Source organism: Chryseobacterium sp. DZ-32, assembly GCF_059587025.1.
In genome coordinates this window covers 182218-205613 of sequence record NZ_JCAIOM010000004.1, presented here as the reverse complement: position 1 = coordinate 205613, position 23396 = coordinate 182218, and the positions used below count along the sequence as shown (strand labels likewise).

24 protein-coding genes are annotated in these 23396 nt (G+C 39.3%); 5 read left to right on the top strand and 19 right to left on the bottom strand.

What is annotated here, in order from left to right; all coding sequences use genetic code 11:
• Positions 1–7: 7 nt before the first annotated feature.
• From AC59HC_RS06135 to AC59HC_RS06095, 9 genes are all read right to left on the bottom strand, one after another.
• Positions 8–661, bottom strand: a complete 654-nt coding sequence (locus tag AC59HC_RS06135; RefSeq protein WP_343658795.1) for a hypothetical protein — start codon at positions 659–661, stop codon at positions 8–10.
• Positions 648–3725: a TraG family conjugative transposon ATPase gene (locus AC59HC_RS06130; protein ID WP_496558236.1), complete on the bottom strand. Its 3078-nt coding sequence runs from the start codon at positions 3723–3725 to the stop codon at positions 648–650. Before AC59HC_RS06130 ends, AC59HC_RS06135 begins: the two co-directional genes overlap by 14 nt.
• Positions 3697–4008, bottom strand: coding sequence for a DUF4133 domain-containing protein (locus tag AC59HC_RS06125; protein WP_496558235.1), 312 nt, complete (start codon positions 4006–4008; stop codon positions 3697–3699). Before AC59HC_RS06125 ends, AC59HC_RS06130 begins: the two co-directional genes overlap by 29 nt.
• 3 nt (positions 4009–4011) lie before the next feature.
• Positions 4012–4332, bottom strand: a complete 321-nt coding sequence (locus tag AC59HC_RS06120) for a DUF4134 domain-containing protein (protein WP_496558234.1) — start codon at positions 4330–4332, stop codon at positions 4012–4014.
• A 113-nt stretch (positions 4333–4445) separates the two neighbouring features.
• Entirely contained in the window at positions 4446–5030 is a 585-nt protein-coding gene (locus AC59HC_RS06115; protein ID WP_496558233.1) for a hypothetical protein, read from the bottom strand.
• A gap of 20 nt (positions 5031–5050) precedes the next feature.
• The gene (locus AC59HC_RS06110; RefSeq protein WP_433985729.1) at positions 5051–5701 is read right to left on the bottom strand and encodes a ParA family protein; all 651 of its coding nucleotides are present in this window, start codon (positions 5699–5701) and stop codon (positions 5051–5053) included.
• A gap of 14 nt (positions 5702–5715) precedes the next feature.
• The gene (locus AC59HC_RS06105; RefSeq protein WP_496558232.1) at positions 5716–7155 is read right to left on the bottom strand and encodes a relaxase/mobilization nuclease domain-containing protein; all 1440 of its coding nucleotides are present in this window, start codon (positions 7153–7155) and stop codon (positions 5716–5718) included.
• Between the two features lie 11 nt (positions 7156–7166).
• Positions 7167–7532, bottom strand: a complete 366-nt coding sequence (locus tag AC59HC_RS06100; RefSeq protein WP_433985731.1) for a hypothetical protein — start codon at positions 7530–7532, stop codon at positions 7167–7169.
• Entirely contained in the window at positions 7529–8620 is a 1092-nt protein-coding gene (locus AC59HC_RS06095; protein WP_496558231.1) for a phage tail-like protein, read from the bottom strand. The genes AC59HC_RS06100 and AC59HC_RS06095 overlap by 4 nt, the downstream gene beginning before the upstream one ends.
• 765 nt (positions 8621–9385) lie before the next feature.
• Between AC59HC_RS06095 and AC59HC_RS06090 the strand changes: the two genes are divergently transcribed.
• Positions 9386–10252: a DUF6597 domain-containing transcriptional factor gene (locus AC59HC_RS06090; RefSeq protein WP_496558230.1), complete on the top strand. Its 867-nt coding sequence runs from the start codon at positions 9386–9388 to the stop codon at positions 10250–10252.
• 80 nt (positions 10253–10332) lie between these two features.
• Positions 10333–10815, top strand: a complete 483-nt coding sequence (locus AC59HC_RS06085; RefSeq protein ID WP_496558229.1) for a DUF6265 family protein — start codon at positions 10333–10335, stop codon at positions 10813–10815.
• Positions 10816–10868: 53 nt separating this feature from the next.
• Here the strand turns inward: AC59HC_RS06085 and AC59HC_RS06080 are convergent, their stop codons facing one another.
• The 7 genes from AC59HC_RS06080 to AC59HC_RS06050 all read right to left on the bottom strand — a co-directional run bounded on the left by AC59HC_RS06080 (position 10869) and on the right by AC59HC_RS06050 (position 14783).
• The gene (locus AC59HC_RS06080; protein ID WP_496558228.1) at positions 10869–11411 is read right to left on the bottom strand and encodes a DUF421 domain-containing protein; all 543 of its coding nucleotides are present in this window, start codon (positions 11409–11411) and stop codon (positions 10869–10871) included.
• A 109-nt stretch (positions 11412–11520) separates the two neighbouring features.
• Positions 11521–11874, bottom strand: a complete 354-nt coding sequence (locus tag AC59HC_RS06075; RefSeq protein ID WP_496558227.1) for a bleomycin resistance protein — start codon at positions 11872–11874, stop codon at positions 11521–11523.
• Between the two features lie 52 nt (positions 11875–11926).
• Positions 11927–12466 carry a Crp/Fnr family transcriptional regulator gene (locus tag AC59HC_RS06070; RefSeq protein ID WP_496558226.1) on the bottom strand — a complete coding sequence of 180 codons (540 nt, stop codon included), beginning with the start codon at positions 12464–12466 and terminating at the stop codon, positions 11927–11929.
• Between the two features lie 191 nt (positions 12467–12657).
• Positions 12658–13572: an alpha/beta fold hydrolase gene (locus AC59HC_RS06065; protein ID WP_496558225.1), complete on the bottom strand. Its 915-nt coding sequence runs from the start codon at positions 13570–13572 to the stop codon at positions 12658–12660.
• Positions 13573–13582: 10 nt separating this feature from the next.
• Entirely contained in the window at positions 13583–14005 is a 423-nt protein-coding gene (locus AC59HC_RS06060) for a DUF1330 domain-containing protein (protein ID WP_496558224.1), read from the bottom strand.
• A 1-nt stretch (position 14006) separates the two neighbouring features.
• Entirely contained in the window at positions 14007–14351 is a 345-nt protein-coding gene (locus AC59HC_RS06055) for a GIY-YIG nuclease family protein (protein WP_496558223.1), read from the bottom strand.
• A 15-nt stretch (positions 14352–14366) separates the two neighbouring features.
• On the bottom strand, positions 14367–14783 hold the full coding sequence (locus tag AC59HC_RS06050; protein ID WP_496558222.1) for a MarR family winged helix-turn-helix transcriptional regulator: 417 nt from the start codon (positions 14781–14783) through the stop codon (positions 14367–14369).
• A gap of 185 nt (positions 14784–14968) precedes the next feature.
• Here AC59HC_RS06050 and AC59HC_RS06045 point away from each other — a divergent pair, with 185 nt between their 5' ends.
• Positions 14969–16126: a serine hydrolase domain-containing protein gene (locus AC59HC_RS06045; RefSeq protein ID WP_496558221.1), complete on the top strand. Its 1158-nt coding sequence runs from the start codon at positions 14969–14971 to the stop codon at positions 16124–16126.
• Here the strand turns inward: AC59HC_RS06045 and AC59HC_RS06040 are convergent.
• Positions 16098–16712, bottom strand: coding sequence for an alpha-ketoglutarate-dependent dioxygenase AlkB family protein (locus AC59HC_RS06040; RefSeq protein ID WP_496558220.1), 615 nt, complete (start codon positions 16710–16712; stop codon positions 16098–16100). The genes AC59HC_RS06045 and AC59HC_RS06040 overlap by 29 nt on opposite strands.
• A 39-nt stretch (positions 16713–16751) precedes the next feature.
• Positions 16752–17528, bottom strand: coding sequence for an XRE family transcriptional regulator (locus AC59HC_RS06035; protein WP_496558219.1), 777 nt, complete (start codon positions 17526–17528; stop codon positions 16752–16754).
• 61 nt (positions 17529–17589) lie between these two features.
• On the opposite strand from AC59HC_RS06035, the gene dinB reads away from it, so the two are divergent.
• Both dinB and AC59HC_RS06025 read left to right on the top strand, forming a co-directional pair.
• Entirely contained in the window at positions 17590–18735 is a 1146-nt protein-coding gene (gene dinB, locus AC59HC_RS06030) for a DNA polymerase IV (protein WP_496558218.1), read from the top strand.
• Positions 18736–18741: 6 nt separating this feature from the next.
• Complete coding sequence (locus tag AC59HC_RS06025; RefSeq protein WP_496558217.1) at positions 18742–21795, top strand: DNA polymerase III subunit alpha; 3054 nt, start codon at positions 18742–18744, stop codon at positions 21793–21795.
• Positions 21796–21817: 22 nt separating this feature from the next.
• Here the strand turns inward: AC59HC_RS06025 and AC59HC_RS06020 are convergent, their stop codons facing one another.
• Entirely contained in the window at positions 21818–23353 is a 1536-nt protein-coding gene (locus AC59HC_RS06020; RefSeq protein WP_496558216.1) for a SulP family inorganic anion transporter, read from the bottom strand.
• Positions 23354–23396: the final 43 nt, after the last annotated feature.

Below are 23396 nucleotides of genomic sequence, written 5' to 3'. Positions count from 1 at the left end.
TTTTGATTTAAAAATTTCTTTTATAGCGGTTCATAATGTCATTCACAATGGCCTTATCGGTATTAATGTACCCTGCAAAAGGATTGATGGAATTCCAGAATCCCAGCCTGTTGGCTTTCTCCAGTCTCAGCTTGATGGCCAGAAGCCAGAGCTTGAGGCTTTTCACATTTCCCGAAATGTTATGCAGGATCTTGTAACGATCTCCTGCTGTTGCCAGGTTTAATTCTCCAGATGTCAGGATATCCGTAACATCCGTCACGATCTTCAGGCTTTGCTCATACATTTTCTGCGAAGCCCTAGTACCGAAAATCGCATAATGCGGATGCTGTGATGCCAGCTGCACCACCTGTGAGGAATACATGTAGCACTTATTCAGTTCGGAATAGATCTCCTGTACCTGGATTCCATTCTGTAAGGTTCCCGAAACCTCCTTCAATCCTTTCAATATCTTATTTTGAATATCATTGGCAGCGACCATCTGGGTTCCCACCCAAGTCTGCGCATCCTTCAGTTTGGACGTTTCATCAATAACCTCGTTCTGTTTAGCTTTCAGATTTTCCGAATAGAGGATCATCGCAGCGGTTACTGTCGGGTCGATGTAGGTATTCTGAGCAGATAGCAGTCCGCAGAATCCTAAAAATAACAGGCTAAGCTTTTTCATACTGATATTCATTTTTATTAATTAATTCAGGGAAATTGATGTTTCGTTCTTCCAGTTCCTGGGCGATAACCTTGAAGATATTTTTCCCGGGATGATTGTTCTTCATCTTTTGGTAGTAGGAAACGACCTTCTGATCCAGAGGATGCCGGCAGAGATTTACCAAAGACACCAGGTTTTCAAGACTATCACCAAAAGCTTTTAGGTCCGATACGATTTTTATCAAAGCCTCGTCATAGTTGCCATACTTTTGTACATAATACTCCACGGCTGATTTTTCAGGCTTTTCAGTAGTATAGGTCAGGTATTGTTCAAGGGAGACTTCATTTCCATATACCTCACCCTTGGAACCCCTCTTCAGATAAAATTCCTTGAACCGGCTCCTGCCAAGTTTGTTGTTAAGATTATTGATCGTGAAAATCTTGTTTTGCTCCACTTTATTCAGCGATAACAGCGATGCTATCCGGTCAAAATTGTCCTTGAACTTGGTCTGGTCTAACAGGATGAAGGTGTCGGAATTGTTGATGATAGAATCCTTCACCACAGCATTTCCAATGATGTCATCCAGTTCCTGTGTCACGACCACCGCCTCGCCCCAAAACTTACGGACCGTTTTATACAGGTACAAAATGTAACCTCCCATCAGCTTACTCGCAATCGCTTTCCAGGCTTCCTCAATGATGAGGGCCTTTCTTTGGTCTTTTCTCAGACGCATTTTCTGAATGAACGTGTCCATAATGATGAGTGTCACAATCGGAAAGAGCTTTGGATTATCCTTTACATTGTCGATCTCGAAGACAATGAAGGATTCATCGAACAGTGTATTGTCGGCAGACTCGTTCAAAGTCGTTCCATATCTACCGCCTTTATAAAAATCCCTTAGCACAAACAAAAATGTTCTGAGATTAAACTCTTTTTCCGTGATGCTATGCTTCTTGTTGTTGAGATAAAGAGGCAGAAATTTTTCGCAGTAATCATAAAATCCGTTGAACGAAAGCTCTTTGATTTCAAGTTTTTGTTCGAGTTCCTTAATCTTTTTAATAATGGCTTTTCGGAAGTTTTGATCCCAGTTTGCTACAGATTCCGGACGCTCTACGATATCTTTTGATTTAATAAGAATCAGCTGCGTTTCATTGTATATCTTTCTCCGCTGCTCATCACTAAGGGTTTCATATGCTTCATACACTCTGTAAAACCTTTCGCTGTCGTAGTCTGGATTATTCAGATTTTTATCTGGATGGTAAGATTTCAACAATTTTCTTCCTGTCTCTTTAATCTGATCTGCAGATGCATCAAATGATATCCCAAGAATATCGTAATAGCTGGTTTCAGAACGACCACCTGTCGCTGATTTAGCAGTAATGATATCTTCTTCGTGAATATTATACTTTGCCAGGTACAAGACCAATTCTTCTGATGTTTTACTTTCAAACCAATTGGTTCCTGAATTGAAATACTGATGGTAATAGGACATCAACACATTATCAAGGATTGATTTCTGCGCGGAGGACACCATTGCATCCGGTCCCTGCCAGATCAGGAAGATCAGGTTGGTCAGAAACTCAATTTTCTCAATATTGAACTCTTTTTTGTCCATCAGAAAAGGATTCATCGTAATCGGTTTTTCTTCGGTATATTGAATATATCTTCCTCCTTTATATTTACAGGTTCCCGAATAAGAATCTCCCGTATCAACAATGACTACATCATAATTGTAAGTAAGATACTGCTCAATAATATTGTTCATCAGGAACGACTTTCCGGAACCAGAGGGACCTAAAACAAATTTGTTACGGTTGTTGATCCGTCCTGTCTTCATCGGCAGATCAGCGGGGTCAACCTTTAAGGGTACTCCCTGCCGGTCGGTGAATCTCAGATAGAAGTTGGATTCTTCATTCACAGGATAGCTTTCTTTAAAAAAAAAACACAAGGCCGCTTCGCTTGTCGTCATAAAAAGATCATACTCCCTGAGTTCTGTTGCATTGCCCGGAATTGCTGCCCGGAATAGCTCCATCTGGTTGTAGGCATTTTTGGAAACAATGATCCCTTTAGTAAACAGCTTGTTCTCAATCATGGACTGGACCCCTTCCATTTCTTCCAGCGTGTTTGCTGAAAACAGCAGCGAAAAATGGGCATTGACCACCAGCTGGCCATCAATAGCGATATTAAGCAGCAGGTTTTGGATCTCTTCTGCGATAATGGCATTGGAGGGGGAATTGTTGGCGGCACCTTCGTGCTTTTTCTTTTTCTTGTCCAGTTCTCGTTGCTGTTGCGCTTGCAGTGGAATGGTAATGACCTGATTGTAAACAATGGTTTCATAATCTTCCAATTCATTGATGAAGGTAAAATTATCAACCGCTGTTTCCGAAGCGGCTCCATTTCCGCCAAGTATTGAATAGGGTTCTATTTCTGAGGGCAGATCGATATTTTCGACATCGACATAGGCGATACTCTTGACATACCGATTGCCAACTTTTAGATATTCACTGGTACTTTTGATATTGTCAAATAACGGCACTTCTGAAAACTGCATTGACAAAACGCCTGAGATGTAAAATTCAAAATCTTTCTCAAAGAGAAATTCCGGTTCGCAGCCACTCTGATTCAACAACATAAACACCTTCTGGGACTTATCACGAAGCTCCTTAAAACCCTTTTCGGAAAAGCTGTAATGCTTGCTTTTCTTTTTCAGCTTGTCATCCACGATGTCGGTAAAGAGCAAAACAGTCTCAATAGTTTTAAACAATCTTCCGTCAAAATGCTCTGAATATTTTTGCTGCAGGAATTGAGGTGATGGCTCGGCGGTGTATTTCTTCTTCGTGAATATATCCAGTTTTTGAATGATCCTTCCCTCTCCTATGATCGACACGACCTGATTAAGTACCGTATGGAAGTTTAGGTAGTTATCCGGATCAGCAGAATACTGCTCAACGATGTTTTTGATCCTGATTCCGATAATGGGATTGCCGTACTGTCCAAACAGCACATCAAAATCCCAACTGAAATCCTTTCCGTAATCGTAACCGATAAACGGAATATCAAATGGGTGTTTTTTTGCTGTTGCCATTTTTTAAAATTTTGTTGTTAAACCTTTTTGGAAAAATGAAGATCTGATTGAAGTTTTTGGTCTTGTCGTAGAGTCCATATTTGTCCTGTCTTCTGAAGATCAGGTAAACGCCTCCTGCCGTAGCTGCCAATCCCACCAACGAACCGAGCAATCCGAATTTGGATAATATCAATGCGGCCACAACACCTGCGCCAATCACGCCTACTGCATAGATGATATACTTTCCTTTGAACCCGAAGAATACAAGAGGCTTTTTCAATCCTTTGTATAAATAGAAACCCATAACTTAGGCAAAGAATGAGGTTACGAACTCGGGAACAACGATTAAGAAGATCATCGCTCCGCCATACCCCAGGATTTCCTTGTTGACATCCTGATCACCGTTAGTCCATTTGTTATATACTCGAAGTCCGCCGATGAATCCAACTAGTCCTCCGACAGCTTTTAAGATCAGCTTAATCGGATCCCAATAGTCTTTAATGTCATTGGCTGCATTGGAGATAGCCGTAGCGCCACCCTGTGCCATTATAGGCGTGACCGCCACAAGAAGAAGTGCCACTGTAAATAATTTTTTCGTCGTTAAGTAACGTTTGCATTTGTGTTTCATAATACGTGAGATTTTATATTTGAATTGTGTTTTTGTTCAGAAAAAGGCATAGGACGTATGCTATCCGGCTAATGAAGCGGATCATTTGAAGATTTTTATATTTCGGTTTTCTTCTAGATCACTGAATGATAGACCTTGAATCCTTCACGGTCTGAAAGGACCTGCACCTGGGTTTCTGCAAGGCTTAGGAATCGGTTGAATTGCTGTTTTAGCTTTAAATTAATATCCTCTTTCTTATAGTCAGAATGAACATTCTCTTCTTCAGAAGGAGCTGCTAACAACTCTTTTATTTCATCGATTTGAATATTTTCTTGTTCAACCGAACGGTATTCCGGAATTTCTTGTGGCTCTTTTGAATGCCTAGTATTTTCAGGTGTAGTCTGAAATGCATCAATATCCTGATCCGATTCGAATTTTATGCGCCAGTAGTCGAGATCACGCGGTTCAATCGGCTCGTCTTCCATTGAAGGAAACAGCTCTTTTGCGCTGAATGAACGCGGTGTATTGAGATGCTCTACATCATCGATGCTGACTGATTTTATTTCGGTTTTGTTCTGCTCTGTAAATTCAGTCAGGGCATATTCTTCCGCTTCATTTTCTTTTAATGCAGCATCCTTTTTCAGAAAAAGGTCATAGACAATATTTCCTGCATAGTACAGCAGATAAACAGCCAGAATGGTTAGAAATATTTTGATCATTGTAAGTGTTTTTAAAATCGTTATATATTAATTTCAAGCATTTGATTAATGTGACCGATCAGTTCATTGAAAGGATTTTTGACCGCATATTTCTGCTCGTAGGTCAGTTTCCTTGTATCAATGGTTTGAAGACAGTTTCTTTTGAATACAGGACTTTTCAGCAGAATTCCGTATTTACTGATCTCAGCATCCATTCCTTCCTGGTTTTGATATTTATACCCCTTATCGTATTTAGACCTAATGAATATTCGCTCTGCCTGGCTTTCCAGCAATCCCAGAAAATTGATGAAAACCAGCGTTGATTTTGCGGAAACATTAGAATACTCAAAAGGGATCACGATAAAATCACTGTAAATCAGCAGATCACTATACCTGGCATCCAGCGTTCCGGCAAGGTCAAAAACATTGACCTCTTCACTTTCTTTCATTTCGATCAGATGTTCAAAATCAGAGAAAGGCTGCTCATTGTCCTCATCAATGATCTTGACCTCATATAGTTTCGGCAGTTCTGATTCTTCATCTTCGATCCATTTTTGATAAAAGGATTTCTGAAAATCAAAATCGAACACGTTGACCTTCCTTTCAGATATTCCCGAAATATAATTGGCAAAAGCAATGGCAAGCGTGGTTTTGCCCGTTCCTCCTTTTTGTGTTCCAAAGGTGATAATCATTTTTGTTACCGGTTTTATCTTTTTTTTCGTCGCTTTTTCAATTCGTTCTCAGATGGGTCTTTTGCTGTACTGGAAGACCTCATCCATTTAAACAGCATTTCGTTAACTGCTTGCTTCAAATCGTTTCCGGTATTGTTTTCCAATAGCTTTTCATTTTTCATTTCCGGATTTAGAAACTGCTGATATTGCTTTTCTCCGATCAATGGTTGCAGCTCTCCAACGAAGTGAAACCTGGAATGGATCGCGTAATATTTTCCTTCCTCGGATTTTACAAGGCTTACATCATCTCCACCTTGACTTTTGAGATATTCCTTTACATCATTTCTGATGGCATTGAATACTTCCCTGTTCTTCATCTTTTTATTCTCAAACAACATAAAATCCTTCAGCTCATTTTCCGGATATCGTTCTTTAAGATATTGTAGCATCACCATCCTGGTTTCCGCATTGTGAATGCCATAGTCTTTCAACTGCTCAAAAAACCTTTTATCCATCATGGTTGATGTGAATTCAAACAATTCTCCCATCTTCATGATCTCACTGCCTTTATGAACTGTTGCGGTCTTGTGATCGATCAACGTGTAGCCGAAAGGCATTTTATCATCCTTATGATGAAACACGATATCGATACCGAAAGAATCTCTCAATTTTTTCTGAAGTTCGCTTTCAAATTCAATCTCTGGTTTCCAATGGTCTTTATGCTTTTCTTCAGGGAGCATCGCCTCCTGTTTTCTGTAATCATCCACTCTGAAAACTTTGTTGGCATAAAGCTGCCTGTATTTTGAAAAAATGGCTCTGATCTGCTTAATTCGTTTCTCACTGTCTTTATTGCTAAAAACGATCTGATTCGCTAATAGCCTTCGCCGGACAATGCCGTTTTTTAAAATGGTAATGGATTTTCCATCATTTGTGTTTTCGGTAAGTTGGTAACCATTTCTGTTAAGCAAAGTTTTCAGCTGCTGAAAAGAGCCAATTTTGTAATTTAAAAGTTGATTTAACTTTTCCTCTTCATTTATTCCGTAACGTTTTTCCATCACCTGGGCCATAGCTTTTTGGGCTTTTAGCTTTTCGTAGCTGTCATAGATCTTTTTTCCGGTTTGTTTATTGACCCTTGTGGAAACTATATGGATATGATTATTCTCAGTATCCTTGTGAAAAATTACAATGTAGGGCTGTTGTCCGTATCCCATTTGCCCCATAAAGTCTGCGCTGATTATTGTAAGTTCTTCCTTGCTGTGCTCCTGGAATTTGGTAGAGATCACTGCGTGGAATTGTGGCTTTTGTATCTTATTGCTTTTGGATATCGCTTTCAGATAATTCTTGACTTGCTGCTTATTGCTATTTTCATTAATGAATGGCGGAAAATTCTTCATCAGCATCAGCTCTCCCTTTCCCTTCTCGATCTTCTTATCGTTGTACTCAACTCCGGGAAAGTTTGATCCCGCAGGTTTCATTAACTTGACGATCATTTTGAAAGCAGTCGACAGATGTTTTCAAATATTATATTTTGCCTAATTTTCAGTTTTGCTATTTCTGTGAGCTGTGCGGAAAATACTTCTAATTGACTTTCCGAGATGAACTTCTGTCCGTTAACCACTCTTGCCAACTGATTGACATTGGTTTCGATTTTTACAAAGATATTATCCTGCTTTTCAATGAACTCAAGAACTTTTCTTCTTTCATCATCCATTATCCGGCGTTCAACACAATCGATAATCAGACTGGTCAGAGAAATATTTTTTTCTTTGCACAATTCCTTCCAGTTTTCCTTTCGCTCCTTTTTGATTCTGAAAACAACCACAGAAGATTCTGTACTATCATCTTTATTCATGGCACACTCCAACTGGCAATTCCATTGACGCTTTTTAAAATATATGTTCCTGTCGAAGGAGGTGCCGGAATTATTTCTGATGCGAAACCAAATGAACCATCAGCTTTTGCCACAACTTTTTTTGTATATGATGCGTCGCCGTCTGCGTTTGGCATCTGGGAAGGTGTAACGCTTAATTTACCATTAATATTTAACCACCTTTCGGAAAAATCCCCCGAGATAAGGGCAAACTTGTAGTCGGTATAATTGGTTGTGATACTATCCCAAAAAGCGTTTGCATTTGTGTTAACCGGTGTCGAATGAATGGCCAGCTTATTACTGACGCTTCTGTCTCCGACGGCAGGACTTCCAGCACCAACGCCAATAAAAATATTATTAGAGCCTGTCCGGTTTCCGGTTCCTGAAAGGTAACCGATTGATATATTGTCATTGCCTGACGTGATATATGACATGGCGCCTGGGCCTATACCGATATTCCTGTTACCGGATATAGTTCCGTTAGCAATACCGTTTAATGCCGAAACACCCATTCCGTAATTTAACTTACCGGTCACCTTTCCCTGTGACATTGCGTAGGCAAATGCTGAATTTCCTTTACCGGAAGTGATGTTGGAATCTGTCGCCACGATGGTATTGTATTCACCTGTGATCGGACTTCTTGATTTTCCCAGGATATAATTTTCTTTCTGGTCAAAATCGAGCTTAAGAAAGTCCTTTACGATAATTTCAACCGTAGAAGTATTGCCTCTAAGTGTAACCATTTCCAAAGAGTCATCCTTAGTCAATGCATTCCATTGCTGACCGTCAAAACAATACAATCCCGATTTCGTTAGTTGAGCTGCCTGTCCTGTTGGGCTGTTTGCAGGCGAGGTGACGTACACAATGGCCCCTTTTTGTGCGGTGGAATATGTCTTTGCAGACAATTCATCGCCGGTAATTAGTGGCGGAATGATTCCGTCAAAATGATTCATTTCACCTGGTTTTCCAACCACTTCAAGTGTTGCTTTCGGAAACTGAGTATTAATGCCGACCTGTCCTGAGACCGATATCGACATAAGGCTAAAGAAAAAGTAGACAAGTGTTTTCATCTTTTTTTGATTAAGATTTCTGTTGCAAAGTTGGAACATCAAATCTCTCAAAACAATAGCTTTGAAGGGACTTGGGCTATTTAAAGTCAGTCCGGATTAATCTGAAATCTGTAAAGATTAAAAAAGAATAATTTGGAATATTATACCAGATTTTAGAATAACAAAAGACGAGTTCCGAAGTCTTTCCCCCTTTTGCAAAAAGGCAAGATCGTCTTGGATGTCCAACTTGAAAAGTGTATATACAAAGACACATCTTGCAAAGTAATACTTCTGATTTTTTCAGAGCTCTTAAAAAGATTTTATTTGACTGATTATTAATAAGTTGCAATAATTACTATTGAAAAGAAAAGAAAGCGGAACGGTAACGAATTCAAGGTTGCTTAATTTTTGAGCAGCATTGACAATACTCTGCTCAATTTTTACGCAGGTTGTGAAAGAAGCTGCTTAATTTTTGAGCCAGGTCGGCGTTTTCTTGTAACATTTTTGAGCTGGTTTTTGAAAAGGTGGCGCAATTTTTAAGCAGGAGTATGACGATCCGCTTTACACTTGTGATAAAGTTATGGAATCTGGATGCTCAAATTTTGAGCACGCACTTAAATATCCTGCTCAATTTTTACGCAGGATTAGTGTTGGGTTGCTTAGTTTTTGAGCAGGTTTTAAAATAATCTGTGCACTTTTTACGAAGGTTTCCAGTTGACCTGTATTTAAATCACGCAGGTTGATGATAGATGATCCATCAATCTCTTATACGAAGATTGATTATATTTGAATTACTTTGAAGTTTTAAAGTGGAATAACTTTCAGCAAAAGAAGCCGATGAATTACCAGACATTTGAACCGGATCAGAACTTGACAGCATTTATCAAATGTTATTGGACATTGGAAAGCCCGAAAGCGGAAACGCCTGAAAAGCAAATCGTCGTTCCTGACGGATGTATGGAGATGATCTTTCATTATGGCGATCTGTACAAACAATATTTAGATAATGGGAACAGCATTATCCAGCCCAGATGTTTTGTTATCGGGCAATTGACTCGACCACTTGAGATCGAGCCGACTGGCGAAACCGGAATTTTCTCCGTTCGCTTTCATCCGGAAGGATTTTTGCCTTTTATCGCCATTCCGATAAAAGAGATGGAAAATACCGCCGTTTCATTGGAAAAGCTGTTTGGAAAGGATGGACAGGAAATTGGGCAACAGGTCCTAAATGCCAATTCCACTTCGGAGAGAATAAAGCTTATTGAAATATTTTTACTTAATCGTCTGACTGATACAGAAACCATTGACCGCATTGTAAAATCAACCGTTGAAACCATTATAACAGCCAACGGACAAATCCCGGTTGACGAACTGTCTAAACTTAACAAAGTCAACCGAAGACAATTGTTACGCAAATTCTCTTCAGCCATCGGTTTGAGTCCCAAACAACTATCCAGGACTATTCGATTGCAGACTGCCCTCAAAATGTTGCTGAACGATCAGTTCTCCAACCTCGCAGAACTGGCTTACGAAAACGAGTATTACGACCAGGCACACTTTATCAAAGAGTTTAAAGAATTTACAGGATCTACACCCAAAGAATTTTATGGTAATCAGCTCAAGATGTCCTCGCTTTTCTACGGAACGGGTTAGACTTGTCCCATTTTTACAATTTTAGTTTTCAAAAACATCGCAACTTTGCGAAATGACAATTCATTTAATGAGCTAGAATTATGAAAACAGGAGCAAAATTTTTTATTACGGTTGTTAGTCTGGCTATTCTTTATGCCTGGACAATAAAAAGTACAAACGATATTCAAAAAGCTGAATGGCTCATCGGTACGTGGGAAAATAAAACACAAAGAGGCAGCATCTATGAAACCTGGACCAAGGCTCGCAATAATGAATTTTCGGGAAAAAGTTATAGCATAAAAGACAAAGACACGATCGTTTTTGAAAATATCCGACTACTGCAGGAAAATAAAAAGTTGTTTTATATTCCGACTGTTAAAAATCAAAATGAGGGTTTACCTGTCCGTTTTGCTGCCAAGAGCATTTCAGAAAATCAATTGGTCTTTGAAAATCCACAACACGACTTTCCCCAGATCATCGCTTACACCAAAATCAATTCCGATTCGTTGATTGCAGAAATTTCAGGAAGAAAAAACGGACAGAATCGCAAACAAACCTTTCCAATGAAAAGAGTGAAAAGGTAAAAACGTAGATAAGCTTGGTCAATTAAAATTCAAATATATAACGGCAAAAGTTTCTATAAATCACCACCTCCTTGACCGTCAGGGATATCAAGATCTTCTAAAGAACTTTTACCGCCTGGAGTATCTGATTTTTTGATGACACTGATCTCTCCATTGAGCTCGATGACAATTGCCAAAACATCATCTAACTTTTCAATTCCGTCCTGACGCACTACAGCGTTGATCTCATCAACCGTTATGGCCTCGGTGTTCATATTGTCTTTGAGGTATTTGCCTTTATAGAACAGTAAGCGTGGAGAGGAATTGATCAGGTGCTCCATTTTGTCCGATGTACTTGCCAATTTTGCGAACAGGTATTGTAAAGCTATTATCAGAAATAAGACCATTACACCTTCTGCCAATGGAACCATCGCAAGCATCATATAAGCCAATGTGGAACCCAGAGCGACCGTGACCACAAAATCAAAAGCATTGAACTTAGCCAGGGTTCTTTTTCCTGAGATCCTGATGAAAAGGAATAGAATGACAAAAGAGGCAATGGTCATCAATGCGACCTGTCCAAGCTTTTCCCAATTTTCGAACAACAAATTTTTCATTTCCCATTTTTATCGTTAGTGTTGATAAAATAATGCCAGAAATGACTAGGGACGAAAATGGTCTTCACACAAATGTTTTATGGTGTAATCTCTTCCGTCAAAGTTGTTTTTAATTCAATGTTTCTCCAAATGTGATTAAATTACTATCGGGGTCAAGAATAGAAAATTCCTTTTGTCCCCAAGGTTTTTCCGTTAAATGACCATTGGGATGTATCGGAACTTTATTTTCAATGAAAATATTGTACAAATTTTCGATAGATGTGGTGCGGATATAAATCTGTCCATAATTTTCGGCCGGAACAAGGTTTTTAAATTCAAAAAAATGCAATTGCAGATCATCTCTTTGTAGCATTAAGTAATGATCAAATTCATTTCCGAAAACGGTGAAGCCTAATTTTTTATAAAAATCTAAAGTCAATTCTTTTTGCCTCATTGGTAATTTTGCAATAATATCAGTAATCATTTTTTTTCTTTCAAATTTCCATAATTAATCTCGAAGCAACACTTGATTGAAATCAAAAAATCACATTAGCCCTTACCCGGCTCAAAGTTTCCTGGCGCATTTTCAGATAAGAAGCAATCATATTCAGAGGGAAAATTTTAATGATCTGAGGTTTATTGTTAAGGAGGTGATTATATTTTTCAGTCGGGTTCAGATTGCTGTCATAAATATGAATTTTAGCAGACAGCGAATTAAAGATCTTGTTGAGCTGCAAAAAGTTTTGAGAAATCGAAATCAGTTTGTGTAAACTTTCCAGTTTTAGCTCTACAACTTCAGATTTAGCGAATGCCTTTATGAATGTATTGGATGGAATATGATTCGTCAAACTATCAAAATTGAACACCCAATCATTCTGAATATTTAAATCAATAATTTTTTCTTCATCATCGATCTTTTGGACTTGAAAAAGAGCTCCGGCCTTGACAAAGAAAATCGATTTTGAAATTTCACCTTCGGAAAGAAGGATTTCATTTTTTTCGATGGTTTTGATTTCAATATTTTGATTAAACAATTGAACTTCAAAATCCGAAAAAATGCCCAGGCTTCTTAGCATATTCTATAATTAACGATTAGCTATCAAATTTACATAATAATCGCTACTCTTCAATTTCATTCAATCTTTCTCTTTAGAAAGTCGTTCGGTATTATATATGGAATATAATAGAACCATTATGAAAGTTTAACGACTACCAACAGCAACTAACAAGGTATTGCCCAAAACGGAGTGATGTTGCGATGTGCTGATTACACATGCTCACCTTTATCACATTGTGCAGCGATAAAATTTGAGATATCCTGCATTAATGATGGAAACAGTGCCTGTGGTATCGAGTGCCCCATACCTTTTTTGATGATAAGCTGACAGTCGGGTATATTGTTTTTTAAATCAATCGCATGTTCCATATTAAATAATGGATCTTCGTCCCCATGTATAATCAGTGTAGGTGCCTGAATACCCATTAGAACATTTGGATTAAATATATAAGTTACGAGGGCGATTATTTGGTGATAAGGTCTTACTGAAAGAGATTGTCGAATTTCATCTTCAATAATTAGCTCACGCTCCCTTTCCTCACTAAGGATATATCTGCTGCCGTAAATAGCTTTCATAAAGCCTATTTTTTCTTTCAAATAGGCTTCCCGGTTACCTTTGAAATTAACAGATGAGCTGGTCATTTTTTTTACCAATGCATCATCAGGCTTTGGAAGAGCAGGATTAAAGCTTGAAGACATCAATAAAGTCAGTGTCTGGGTCATTTCCGGATACCGTGATGCAAATAACTGTGCTATGATGCCACCCATTGAACGCCCTACAATATTCGTGCTGCGGATGCCAAGTGAATGCAATAAATCTTTTATATCATCTGCCATATCCAATAAAGAATAAGGGACAGGATATTTTTCTGGATGCTGTAGAAAATCATTCAGGGAAAAACTATACCTATCGTCGCTATCATAGGTAGTAAAAGTACTTTTACCACAGTCTCTGTTGTCAAAGCAGATCACGCGAAATCCTTCTTCCACAAGCTTATGACAAAACGGAAGTTCCCAACGGGTCATTTGTGTATTTAACCCACTGATAAGTACGATAGTTTTGTTGTTTTCAGCTCCAAATATTTCATAATAGATGGTAGCATTTTTTAGCTCGATATACCCCATAAATAATTTACTACAGTGCAATTTCTAAAGGTAAAAGCCTTGAATCCAATATGGCAGCTGAGCGATGTCCTGTGATTTTCATATAATCCGGATTCTGCTCGAAAGCAAAAAAATCTGATACACTTCTTTGTCTAATCAACATGCAGACATCCCATTTTTCGTCCTGAGGACCTATCAAAAAGCGGTCTCCTTTTCCAATGAAAAGAATCTCTCCGCCACTCTGCTCTACAAAAGGTTTGGCAAGGTCTACATAGAGCATAAAAGCTTCGTAACCAGAGATTCCCCTTGCGGGTGCAATTTCAGGAAACTCGGAATAATCAGCAATTTCCTTTAAATGTATCAGATTTAAATTTACGATTGACCCTTGAATATTTTTTAACATAAGATCCCGGCCGGCTTCGTAGGTTGGATATAAATAGGTTTTGCTTTTCATATCAATATATACTTTTTATTCTACTTTGCTCCTCCTTCAGATCATTACCGGCTTTCAGCACCTTCTTTTTGTAGTCTATGATTTTGTTCTCCTCCAATGGAACAATAATCACATTTTCAAAAACAAAACTCTCCTCTCCTAGCCGATTCCAATCGTCCTGTAAGTTCCTGTTATCAAATTGTCCGTTGTTCAGCTCAAATTGGATTCTGTTAGAAAGTGCTCTTAAATTAGTACTCTCTTTGATAAATATTTTATTTTCTGCATTATTCAGAATAGTTAATACACCCATTAATGGTTTCGTCCCCAAAAACTCAGTCTTTAATTTTTTTCTGTATTTTTTGTCCATGCTTATTTATTAGATTTAAAGATCGCCTCCTAATATTTTCAATTGTCCGGCGAAAGCACTCAAGTTTTCTGTTGCAATTCCGTCTAATAGCTTTTTGGATATGTGCTCCGCCGTAGTGGTAGCTTCTGTAAAAATTCTTTCTCCGGCAGAAGTGAGTTTTACATAACTCACCCTTGCATCTCTATCACTATTTTCCTTCGCTACAAGTCCCATTTTTTCCATTGGTAAAATAATCCGCGTAATGCCAGAGGCAGTTAAGCCCGTACGCTCTGCAAGATCAATTCTTTTTAAACGATTACCGGGTGCATTACTTAAAATATACAGGATCATATAGTCAGTAAGGCTAATACCATGTAGACTTAAACCGTCAAACTTTTTTGTAATGACGGATTGAACTTTTAAAATATTGAGAATTATACTTATTTCTTTCATTTTATATTTGTATTATATTTGATTAATCAAGTATTTTGCAAATATAGCTATAATGTTTATTATTGCAATAGCATAAGCAAATCATTTCAGATATATGTTTACTGTGTCGTGTTCATTTAGTGATTATCATGTAACAGATTGATTATTACGATTGTCATTAGTATATTAACCACTAAATATTTCAGATGAAAAAGTCATTTCAGATCATCAAGTTGGTATTGCTCCTCTCTGCAGTGTTATTTTCAAACCAGGCGATTGCTCAATTACCAACTGATAATCGTTTAAAGACGCCTTTGGATTCATTGGTACAGCGTTCGGTTTCTGCCTTTATGCAAAATAATTCCAGAGTCGGTATTTCAGTCGGTATCATAAAAAATGGGAAGAAGTTTATTTATAATTACGGCTCGACTGAAAGAGATAAGCAGGATCTTCCGACAGAACATACCGTATACGAACTAGCTTCCATCACAAAGACATTTGGTGCTACGCTACTGGCAAAGGCCGTTCTCGACAAGAAGGTAAAAATGAATGATGATATAAGAAAATATCTGAAAGAAGATTATCCTAACTTCGAATATAATGGAACACCGATCACTTTGCTGAATTTGGCCAATCTTACTTCAGGACTACCTAACTGGATGCCTGATAAGGATCTATTTGGAAAGGCAAACCCGGACGATATACCTTACATTTTGGATTCTGTCCATACGGTATATAGCAGACAGGATTTCTATCGGGATCTGCATCAGGTGAAACTTAAAGCTTTGCCGGGAAGCATTTCGAGACATTGCAATACTGCAGCACAATTGCTTGGATTTATAATGGAGGATCTTTATAATGACAGCTATGAAAATCTTCTAAAAAAACATTTTGTAAAACCATTAAAAATGAAAAATACTTGTCTGCTGAAATCCGGAGAAGTCTCATTAAAGATGGCAAAGGGCTATGACGGTAAAGGGCGAATAATGCCGATAATTGATTGGGAAGATCTTAGAGTAGCAGCCAGCATTGCATCTTCCACTTCGGATATGTTGAAATATATGGTTTTCCAGTTGAATGAAAAAGATCCTGTTGTAGCCCTTAGTCATCAGCCTACTTTTGGCAAGATTGAGGATGGTGCCATTGCACTGAACTGGAAAGTAAAAATAACAGAAGATGGCAGGAGAAGTATCTCACATACAGGTGGAAGTCTGGGATTCAGCAGCTATATGGTCTTTTATCCTGACTTGAATTCCGGTATTGTTCTCTTATCAAATGAGGCAGATCCAGGCACCCAAAATGAACTGATAAATTTGGCAGATAAGATAATGATTCCTATAACGCACGGATCAACCGGAAGGTAAGGTTTATCCTTGGCCCCATTTGCAATTTGGATTTAGCAATCCTATGCTCCCAATGTTCCTGAAGATCTCCCTTCATAATAAGCAACGAACCGTGAGGAAGAGGCAGACTGTATTTACTTTGATGATGATCTTTTTTCCTGAAATCAAAATTTCTGGTTTGTCCGAGACTGATCGATGCGATAACAGGTCGTTTACCATAACGGCTCTCTTTATCCCTATGCCAGGCTACTGAATCATTATTGTCACGGTAAAGATTCAGGAGAACACCATTGAATTGATAGCCGAATTCTTTCTCTATCCTTTCTTTTAGTGAAAATAACTCAGGAGTCCAGGAATTGGTACTTGAGGTATTGCTGTCTGCTGCGTCATAAGTTTTTCTATCGTCTCTATACCAGGCTGTTAATCGGGGTGTTATTACTGTTTTGTCATACATTTTCTGAGTACGCTGTTCCCACGGTGCAGAATGAAGCAATTTATCTTTTAAAAGATCAGCTTCTTCCCTATTTAAAAAATGTTCCCTGAACTCCAAAAGGTCTTTTGGAAATTCATATAATTCTTCGGAATTGAATAAGGTTAACTGCTTCATAATCTATAATTCTTTTTATGTTACCTTCTGCTCTAAAGCTCAATTCTTATCTCCGATTTTTTCTTTGATCTGTTTTATATCAGTTTTGATCTCTGCAATGAAGCTTTGAATATTACGTTCCGAAAACTCATCAGGCGCATATTCTTTTGTACTGATACTACAGGCAAATTCCCAGATCTCTCTGATCTCAGCAAGAGGAATCTTATAAGGCTCATAAAAGCTATTGTCAGCCTTAACCCAGATACCGTCTGCTCCATGAAACTGGAATCTTTTATAACTGATTCCATCATTAATAGTGATGAAAACGTAGGTTCTGTCCGTTTTCAGATCTGAAAGATTTTCGACATACTTGCCTACAATATAGGTTCCGTTCTTATACGGTGGCATTGAATCTCCGTCAGCCGGAAATGCCCTGAACTTTCCTCCCTTTAAGAATGGTAATGATATAGTATCCAAACCTTCTATATACTCCGGATCACTATAGCCGTTCAGATATCCCATGGAAGCTTTTTGGGGGATGATCTCGATCTGATCGTTGCCTTCATGATCTACTTTAATTGGTAAAACAATCCTGTTATCGGGAAGTTCCACAAGCTCATCAATGGAATATTTGCTGATATTAATGCTCAGTAGTAAGTCGATGCTGACATTGTAATATTTTGATATTTTAAGCAGGATCTCAAGGGGTGGCTCCGTTGCACCATCCTCATATTTCGCATATCTGCCGCGGGTGATCGAAAGATGGTCCGCAACCTTCTGTTGTGAGAGATTCAGCTTCCCTCTCAGATACCGCATGTTTTCTGATAAAATTGACATTGCTATAATTTATAGCAACAAATATAAGCATTTTTGATCCAAAACGTAATAATTTTGCGGTATGAATCGCGCAATTGCCCATATGGACCTGGACACATTCTTCGTCTCCTGTGAGAGACTGAAGAACGCTGACCTTGTTGGAAAGCCGCTTATAATCGGCGGTGGCGACAGGGGCGTTGTCGCATCATGCTCTTATGAGACCAGATATTTTGGGGTACGAAGCGCCATGCCGATCAAGATGGCGCTTCGGCTTTGTCCTGAAGCAAAAGTTATTAAAGGTGATATGGAGATGTATTCCAATATGTCACATATGGTGACAGAGGTTATCCAGGAAAAGGTTCCTGTATTGGAAAAGGCAAGTATCGATGAGTTCTACCTTGACCTTTCCGGTATGGACAAGTTCTTTGGCTGTTATCAATGGACTACCGAAATTGCAGAGGCTGTTAAAAAAAACACAGGACTACCTATTAGCTTTGCATTATCCACCAATAAGACCGTTTCAAAGATCGGGACCGGGGAATCTAAGCCTATAGGGAAACTTGAAATTCCGGAACAGAATATCAAACCCTTTCTGAATCCGCTTTCCATAAAGAAGATTCCGATGGTTGGAAATGTCACTTTTCAGCTACTATCCAGATTAGGCGTTAGAACCATTGAAACCCTATCGGAAACACCGGTTGAAGTTTTGCATCAGCTGATCGGAAAAAATGGAGAGGAACTCTGGAAGAAAGCCAACGGCATCGATGAGTCACCTGTTCTACCCTACTCGGAAAGGAAATCCATTTCAAAAGAAAATACTTTCTCCCAGGATACCATCGATATCAACGGAATAAAGAGCATATTATCAGGAATGGTTGAACAGTTATGTTTCCAGCTCCGTCAGGAGAAGTGGCTGACCTCTACTGTGGTGATAAAGATCCGTTACTCCAACTTTGATACGGAGATCAAGCAATACAGGATCCCCTACACATCGTCCGATCATACATTGCTCAGGTATGCATTAGAATTATTCGATAAAGTGTATTCCAGAAGGATGCGGATCCGACTTATCGGTGTCAAGTTCACCGGCCTGGTACACGGCTGTCACCAGATGAACCTGTTTGAAGATACGGAAGAACTTATCAGTCTTTATCAGACGTTGGATAAAATTAAAATGAGATTCGGTTCAGACAGCGTAGGAAGAGCTTCAGGATTTTTAAACCAATAAATTCCAATGTTTATCAATTGTCATTCATATCATAGCCTGCGATACGGCACCATCTCTGTTAAAGAATTGGTTCAGAATTGCGTAGAACTCGAGATCGGAGTAGCTGCCCTAACCGATATCAATTGCATTTCCGGCATCTATGATTTTCATAGGTTATGTGAGAAGAACAATATCAAACCTTTAATCGGAGTAGATATCAGAAACGATAACAGGCAGCATTACATCTGCCTGGCAAAAAATCAATCAGGCATCGGAGAGATCAACAGGCTTTTGACAAAACACAATTGCGAAGGAATCGATCTCCCACTTCATCATCCTAATCTGTCAAATGCGTTTGTCATTTATCCACTAAGCAATTATCCGGATAAGCTGAACAGAAACGAATTCATCGGGATACGCCCTGAAGAGATCAATCTTTTGATCAATCCGATTTTGAAAAAGTATCTGCCCAGAATGGTCATTTTACAACCTGTGACCTTTACGACAAAGACAGAATATACGCTACATAAGATCCTGCGCGCCATCGACCGGAATACGCTGGTCACAAAGCTTGATGAAAATGACATATGTGGACAAAATGAAAAACTGATTCCAACCGATGCGCTGTTAAGAAAATACCAACATTATCCTCAAATCATTGAAAACACCAAACATTTGCTGGAACAATGTCAATTTGATTTCGATTATAAAACTCCAAAAAACAAAAAGAATTTTACAGAAAGTAAAGACAGCGACATAAAGCTTTTGAAAGAACTCGCCTTCAATGGGTTCACCAAAAGATATTCTGATGATGACGGAAAGGCTAAAGCCCGGATGGATAAGGAGCTTAGTGTCATTGACCAACTGAACTTCTGTGCTTACTTTCTCATCACCTGGGACATTATCCAGTACAGCAACCGGATGGGGTTTATGCACGTCGGTCGCGGAAGTGGCGCCAATAGCATTGTGGCCTACTGCCTTGGCATAACGGACATCTGTCCGCTAGAGCTTGACCTCTATTTTGAACGATTCCTTAATTTAAACCGTAAGACACCGCCGGATTTCGACATTGACTGGAGCTGGCAGAACAGGGATGCGATCTTACAATACATTTTTGATAAATACGGAAAAGACCACGTGGCATTTTGCGGAACGAACGTTGAGTTCAAATACAGATCTATTTTCCGCGAAGTGGGTAAAGCATTCGGTCTTCCCAAAGAAGAGCTTGATGAACTGGCTACCAAATCCGTAGAGCAGCACGACATCAATTCCATATCCAGATTGGTCCACAAATACGGGAAATTATTGGAAAAGTTTCCCAACCAGAGAAGTATGCATAGCTGCGGGATTCTAATTTCCGAAGAACCCATCACCAATTATTCAGCATTGGAAATGCCTCCGAAAGGATTTCCGATCGTCCAGTTCGATATGCACGTGGCCGAGGAAATTGGTCTTGAAAAATTCGACATTCTTTCTCAAAGGGGTCTGGGAACCATCAAAGATACCGTAAGCTTAATTGAAGAAAAACGAGGCATCAAGGTCGACATACGTGACGTCAGCTTGTCAAAGGACGAAGAGAAATGCAATGAATTTCTGAGCCGTGGAAAAACGATAGGCTGTTTCTATATTGAAAGCCCGGCCATGCGCGGGCTGCTCAGAAGATTGAAATGCAACAATTATAAAGTATTGGTGGCGGCGTCATCAATCATACGTCCGGGTGTAGCACAAAGTGGAATGATGAAGGAGTACATCTTCCGACACAATAACCCTGATCAATTTGAATATTTCCATCCTGTTTTTGAAAAAGAACTGGGAGAGACTTACGGCATTATGGTTTACCAGGAAGATGTTATAAAAATAGCTCTTCATTTCGGAGGCCTGTCCCCTGCCGACGGAGATGTCTTACGTCGTGCGATGAGCGGTAAAGGGCGTTCGCTCTCTGCGCTGCAAAAAGTCAAAGACCACTTCTTTGAATCCTGCAAAATGCTGGGCCACCCTGAGCAGCTCTCCAAAGAGGTCTATCGGCAGATAGAATCCTTTGCCGGCTATTCATTCTGCAAGGCCCACTCTGCATCCTATGCCGTAGAAAGCTACCAAAGCCTTTATCTGAAAGTGTACTATCCTATTGAGTTTATGGTTTCAGCGATCAATAATGGCGGCGGCTTCTACAGAACAGAGGTATATGTCCACGAAGCGAAAATGTCAGGTGCAAGTATATTAAACCCCTGTGTCAACCTAAGTGAATACCAGACCACGGTTTACGCAACTGATGTTTATTTAGGGCTGATGCATATTGAAAAGCTTGAAAGCAAAATTGCAGTTTTAATTCCTGAAGAAAGAAAAAACAATGGTTATTACACATCATTGGAAAACTTTGTCAAGAGAATCCCCATTGGTATCGAGACCTTACAAACTTTGATATTCATAGGCGCATTCCGGTTTACCGGTAAGCAAAAGCACGAATTGCTGATCGAAGCCAGATTTCTTTTAGCAGGAAACAGGCCGATCTTTAAAGACGTGACGTTGTTTGAAGAACCGCAAAAAGAATATGCCCTACCAAAAGTACAAAGACATCACTTGGAAGATGCATTTGATGAAATTGAAATTTTAGGATTTCCGGTTTCGGTAAGTCCATTCGACTTATTACAAACGAAATACAGGGGCAGCGTGATGGCCAAAGATCTGACGAAATACCACAAAAGACAGGTCAAGATGCTGGCCTATCTGATCTCCAGGAAACACGTTCCCACCAAGAGAGGCACCATGTTTTTTGGAACGTGGATCGATGCGGAAGGAGAGTATTTTGACACGGCCCACTTCCCGGACAATTTACAACAATATCCTTTTCAGGGAGGTGGATGCTACTTATTGTTAGGAACCGTGGAGGTAGATTTTCACTTCCCCACCATTACCATATTAAAAATGGCAAAGATGCCATTCATTCCGGATCCTCGATACACTTTGGATAAAGACAAAGCATATGATGCATACAATAATATCCGGGAAGATGTCAGTATGACTTCCAGAAAGCCTTATCCCCAGGAACATGAGATAGGGCTGCCTAGAAGAAAGATGAGCTAAATTATTAACAATGAATTTTATTTTATTTATTAGTCATTACATTGTAGGTAGGATCTTCAATAATATTGACGTCAATTACACTTTCTGCATTTTTAAGCAATTGTCTGCAATCCCTGCTTAAATGTTGAAGATGCAATTTTTTACCTTGAGCATGATATTTTTCTGTAATTTTATTCAAAGCTTCTATGGCGGACATGTCCGCTACCTTACTTTCCTTGAAATCTATCACTACTTCATCGGGATCGTTGACCACATCAAATTTTTCAAGAAAAACTGCAGTTGAACCAAAGAAGAGAGGTCCGAAGATCTCGTAATGTTTCACACCCTTATCGTCCACATATTTTCTTGCTCGGATACGTTTAGCACTTTCCCAGGCAAATACAAGTGCCGAAATAACAACTCCGATCAAAACAGCCAGTGCAAGATTATGCAGAAGGATCGTAATGATAGCTACTAAAATACCTACCAGGATATCGGATTTGGGCATTTTTGTTACAATTCTGAACGATATCCATTCAAATGTCCCGATTGCCACCATCATCATTACACCGACCAAAGCAGCCATTGGGATCTGTTCAATAACCGGTCCGCCTACCAGAATGATAACCAGGATCGTCACAGCTCCGATAATTGCCGAGATCCTTGTTCTTGCCCCGGCATCGATATTGACCAAAGTCTGTGCTACCATTGCACATCCGCCCATACCTCCAAAAAAGCCATTGGTGATATTTGCAATTCCCTGTGCGCAAGCTTCCTTATTAGAGTGTCCTTTGGTATTGGTAATTTCGTCTACCATATTTAAAGTAAGCAGTGATTCAATGAGTCCTACACCTGCCATAATCGCTGCGTAAGGAAGTATTATTTCCAAAGTTTCTATGTTAAATGGAATGTTGGGAATGTGAAAAGACGGTAAAGATCCGCTTACTGATGCTATATCAACCACCTTTTTTGTATCTATATCTAAAAAATAGACCAGGGCAAAAACAACAATAATCGCCACCAATGAGGCCGGAACCGCCTTGGTGATCTTTGGAAAAACAAAAACGATAGCTATGGTCAGGACGGTCAAACCTGCCATTATTGCCAACGCAGAACCTTCCATCCATGAACTTACTCCGTTTTCGACCACTTTAAACTGAGCCACCTGTGCCATAAAAATGATCACTGCCAGGCCATTTAGGAATCCGTACATCACAGGTTGTGGTATCAGCCTTACAAATTTGCCGAGTTTTAATACCCCTACCAAAAATTGGATAATTCCCGCCAAAACAACGGCCGCAAAAAGATACTCGACCCCATGAGAGGCGGCTAACGCAATCAAGACAACTACAGTAGCTCCGGCACCACCGGAAACCATTCCCGGTCTGCCGCCAAGAAACGCAGTAACGATTCCCATTAAAAAAGCGGCATATAAACCCGTCAAAGGAGATAACCCGGCCAGGATGGCAAATGATAAAGATTCGGGAATCATCGTCATAGCAACGGTTAATCCTGCTAAGACCTCATTTTTGATATTGACGTTTCGGAATGATTTTAAATTTAAAAGAGTAGTCTGCATAATATATAATCTATGTGTTATCCCAGAGAAAATTATGGGATCA

What these genes read in the sequence shown, in the direction of transcription:
- AC59HC_RS06135 (WP_343658795.1), bottom strand. Translation starts at nt 661, where the DNA reads ATGAAAAAGCTTAGCCTGTTATTTTTAGGATTCTGCGGACTGCTATCT.
- AC59HC_RS06130 (WP_496558236.1), bottom strand. Translation starts at nt 3,725, where the DNA reads ATGGCAACAGCAAAAAAACACCCATTTGATATTCCGTTTATCGGTTAC.
- AC59HC_RS06125 (WP_496558235.1), bottom strand. Translation starts at nt 4,008, where the DNA reads ATGGGTTTCTATTTATACAAAGGATTGAAAAAGCCTCTTGTATTCTTC.
- AC59HC_RS06120 (WP_496558234.1), bottom strand. Translation starts at nt 4,332, where the DNA reads ATGAAACACAAATGCAAACGTTACTTAACGACGAAAAAATTATTTACA.
- AC59HC_RS06115 (WP_496558233.1), bottom strand. Translation starts at nt 5,030, where the DNA reads ATGATCAAAATATTTCTAACCATTCTGGCTGTTTATCTGCTGTACTAT.
- AC59HC_RS06110 (WP_433985729.1), bottom strand. Translation starts at nt 5,701, where the DNA reads ATGATTATCACCTTTGGAACACAAAAAGGAGGAACGGGCAAAACCACG.
- AC59HC_RS06105 (WP_496558232.1), bottom strand. Translation starts at nt 7,155, where the DNA reads ATGAAACCTGCGGGATCAAACTTTCCCGGAGTTGAGTACAACGATAAG.
- AC59HC_RS06100 (WP_433985731.1), bottom strand. Translation starts at nt 7,532, where the DNA reads ATGAATAAAGATGATAGTACAGAATCTTCTGTGGTTGTTTTCAGAATC.
- AC59HC_RS06095 (WP_496558231.1), bottom strand. Translation starts at nt 8,620, where the DNA reads ATGAAAACACTTGTCTACTTTTTCTTTAGCCTTATGTCGATATCGGTC.
- AC59HC_RS06085 (WP_496558229.1), top strand. Translation starts at nt 10,333, where the DNA reads ATGAAAACAGGAGCAAAATTTTTTATTACGGTTGTTAGTCTGGCTATT.
- AC59HC_RS06080 (WP_496558228.1), bottom strand. Translation starts at nt 11,411, where the DNA reads ATGAAAAATTTGTTGTTCGAAAATTGGGAAAAGCTTGGACAGGTCGCA.
- AC59HC_RS06075 (WP_496558227.1), bottom strand. Translation starts at nt 11,874, where the DNA reads ATGATTACTGATATTATTGCAAAATTACCAATGAGGCAAAAAGAATTG.
- AC59HC_RS06070 (WP_496558226.1), bottom strand. Translation starts at nt 12,466, where the DNA reads ATGCTAAGAAGCCTGGGCATTTTTTCGGATTTTGAAGTTCAATTGTTT.
- AC59HC_RS06065 (WP_496558225.1), bottom strand. Translation starts at nt 13,572, where the DNA reads ATGGGGTATATCGAGCTAAAAAATGCTACCATCTATTATGAAATATTT.
- AC59HC_RS06060 (WP_496558224.1), bottom strand. Translation starts at nt 14,005, where the DNA reads ATGAAAAGCAAAACCTATTTATATCCAACCTACGAAGCCGGCCGGGAT.
- AC59HC_RS06055 (WP_496558223.1), bottom strand. Translation starts at nt 14,351, where the DNA reads ATGGACAAAAAATACAGAAAAAAATTAAAGACTGAGTTTTTGGGGACG.
- AC59HC_RS06050 (WP_496558222.1), bottom strand. Translation starts at nt 14,783, where the DNA reads ATGAAAGAAATAAGTATAATTCTCAATATTTTAAAAGTTCAATCCGTC.
- AC59HC_RS06045 (WP_496558221.1), top strand. Translation starts at nt 14,969, where the DNA reads ATGAAAAAGTCATTTCAGATCATCAAGTTGGTATTGCTCCTCTCTGCA.
- AC59HC_RS06040 (WP_496558220.1), bottom strand. Translation starts at nt 16,712, where the DNA reads ATGAAGCAGTTAACCTTATTCAATTCCGAAGAATTATATGAATTTCCA.
- AC59HC_RS06035 (WP_496558219.1), bottom strand. Translation starts at nt 17,528, where the DNA reads ATGTCAATTTTATCAGAAAACATGCGGTATCTGAGAGGGAAGCTGAAT.
- dinB (WP_496558218.1), top strand. Translation starts at nt 17,590, where the DNA reads ATGAATCGCGCAATTGCCCATATGGACCTGGACACATTCTTCGTCTCC.
- AC59HC_RS06025 (WP_496558217.1), top strand. Translation starts at nt 18,742, where the DNA reads ATGTTTATCAATTGTCATTCATATCATAGCCTGCGATACGGCACCATC.
- AC59HC_RS06020 (WP_496558216.1), bottom strand. Translation starts at nt 23,353, where the DNA reads ATGCAGACTACTCTTTTAAATTTAAAATCATTCCGAAACGTCAATATC.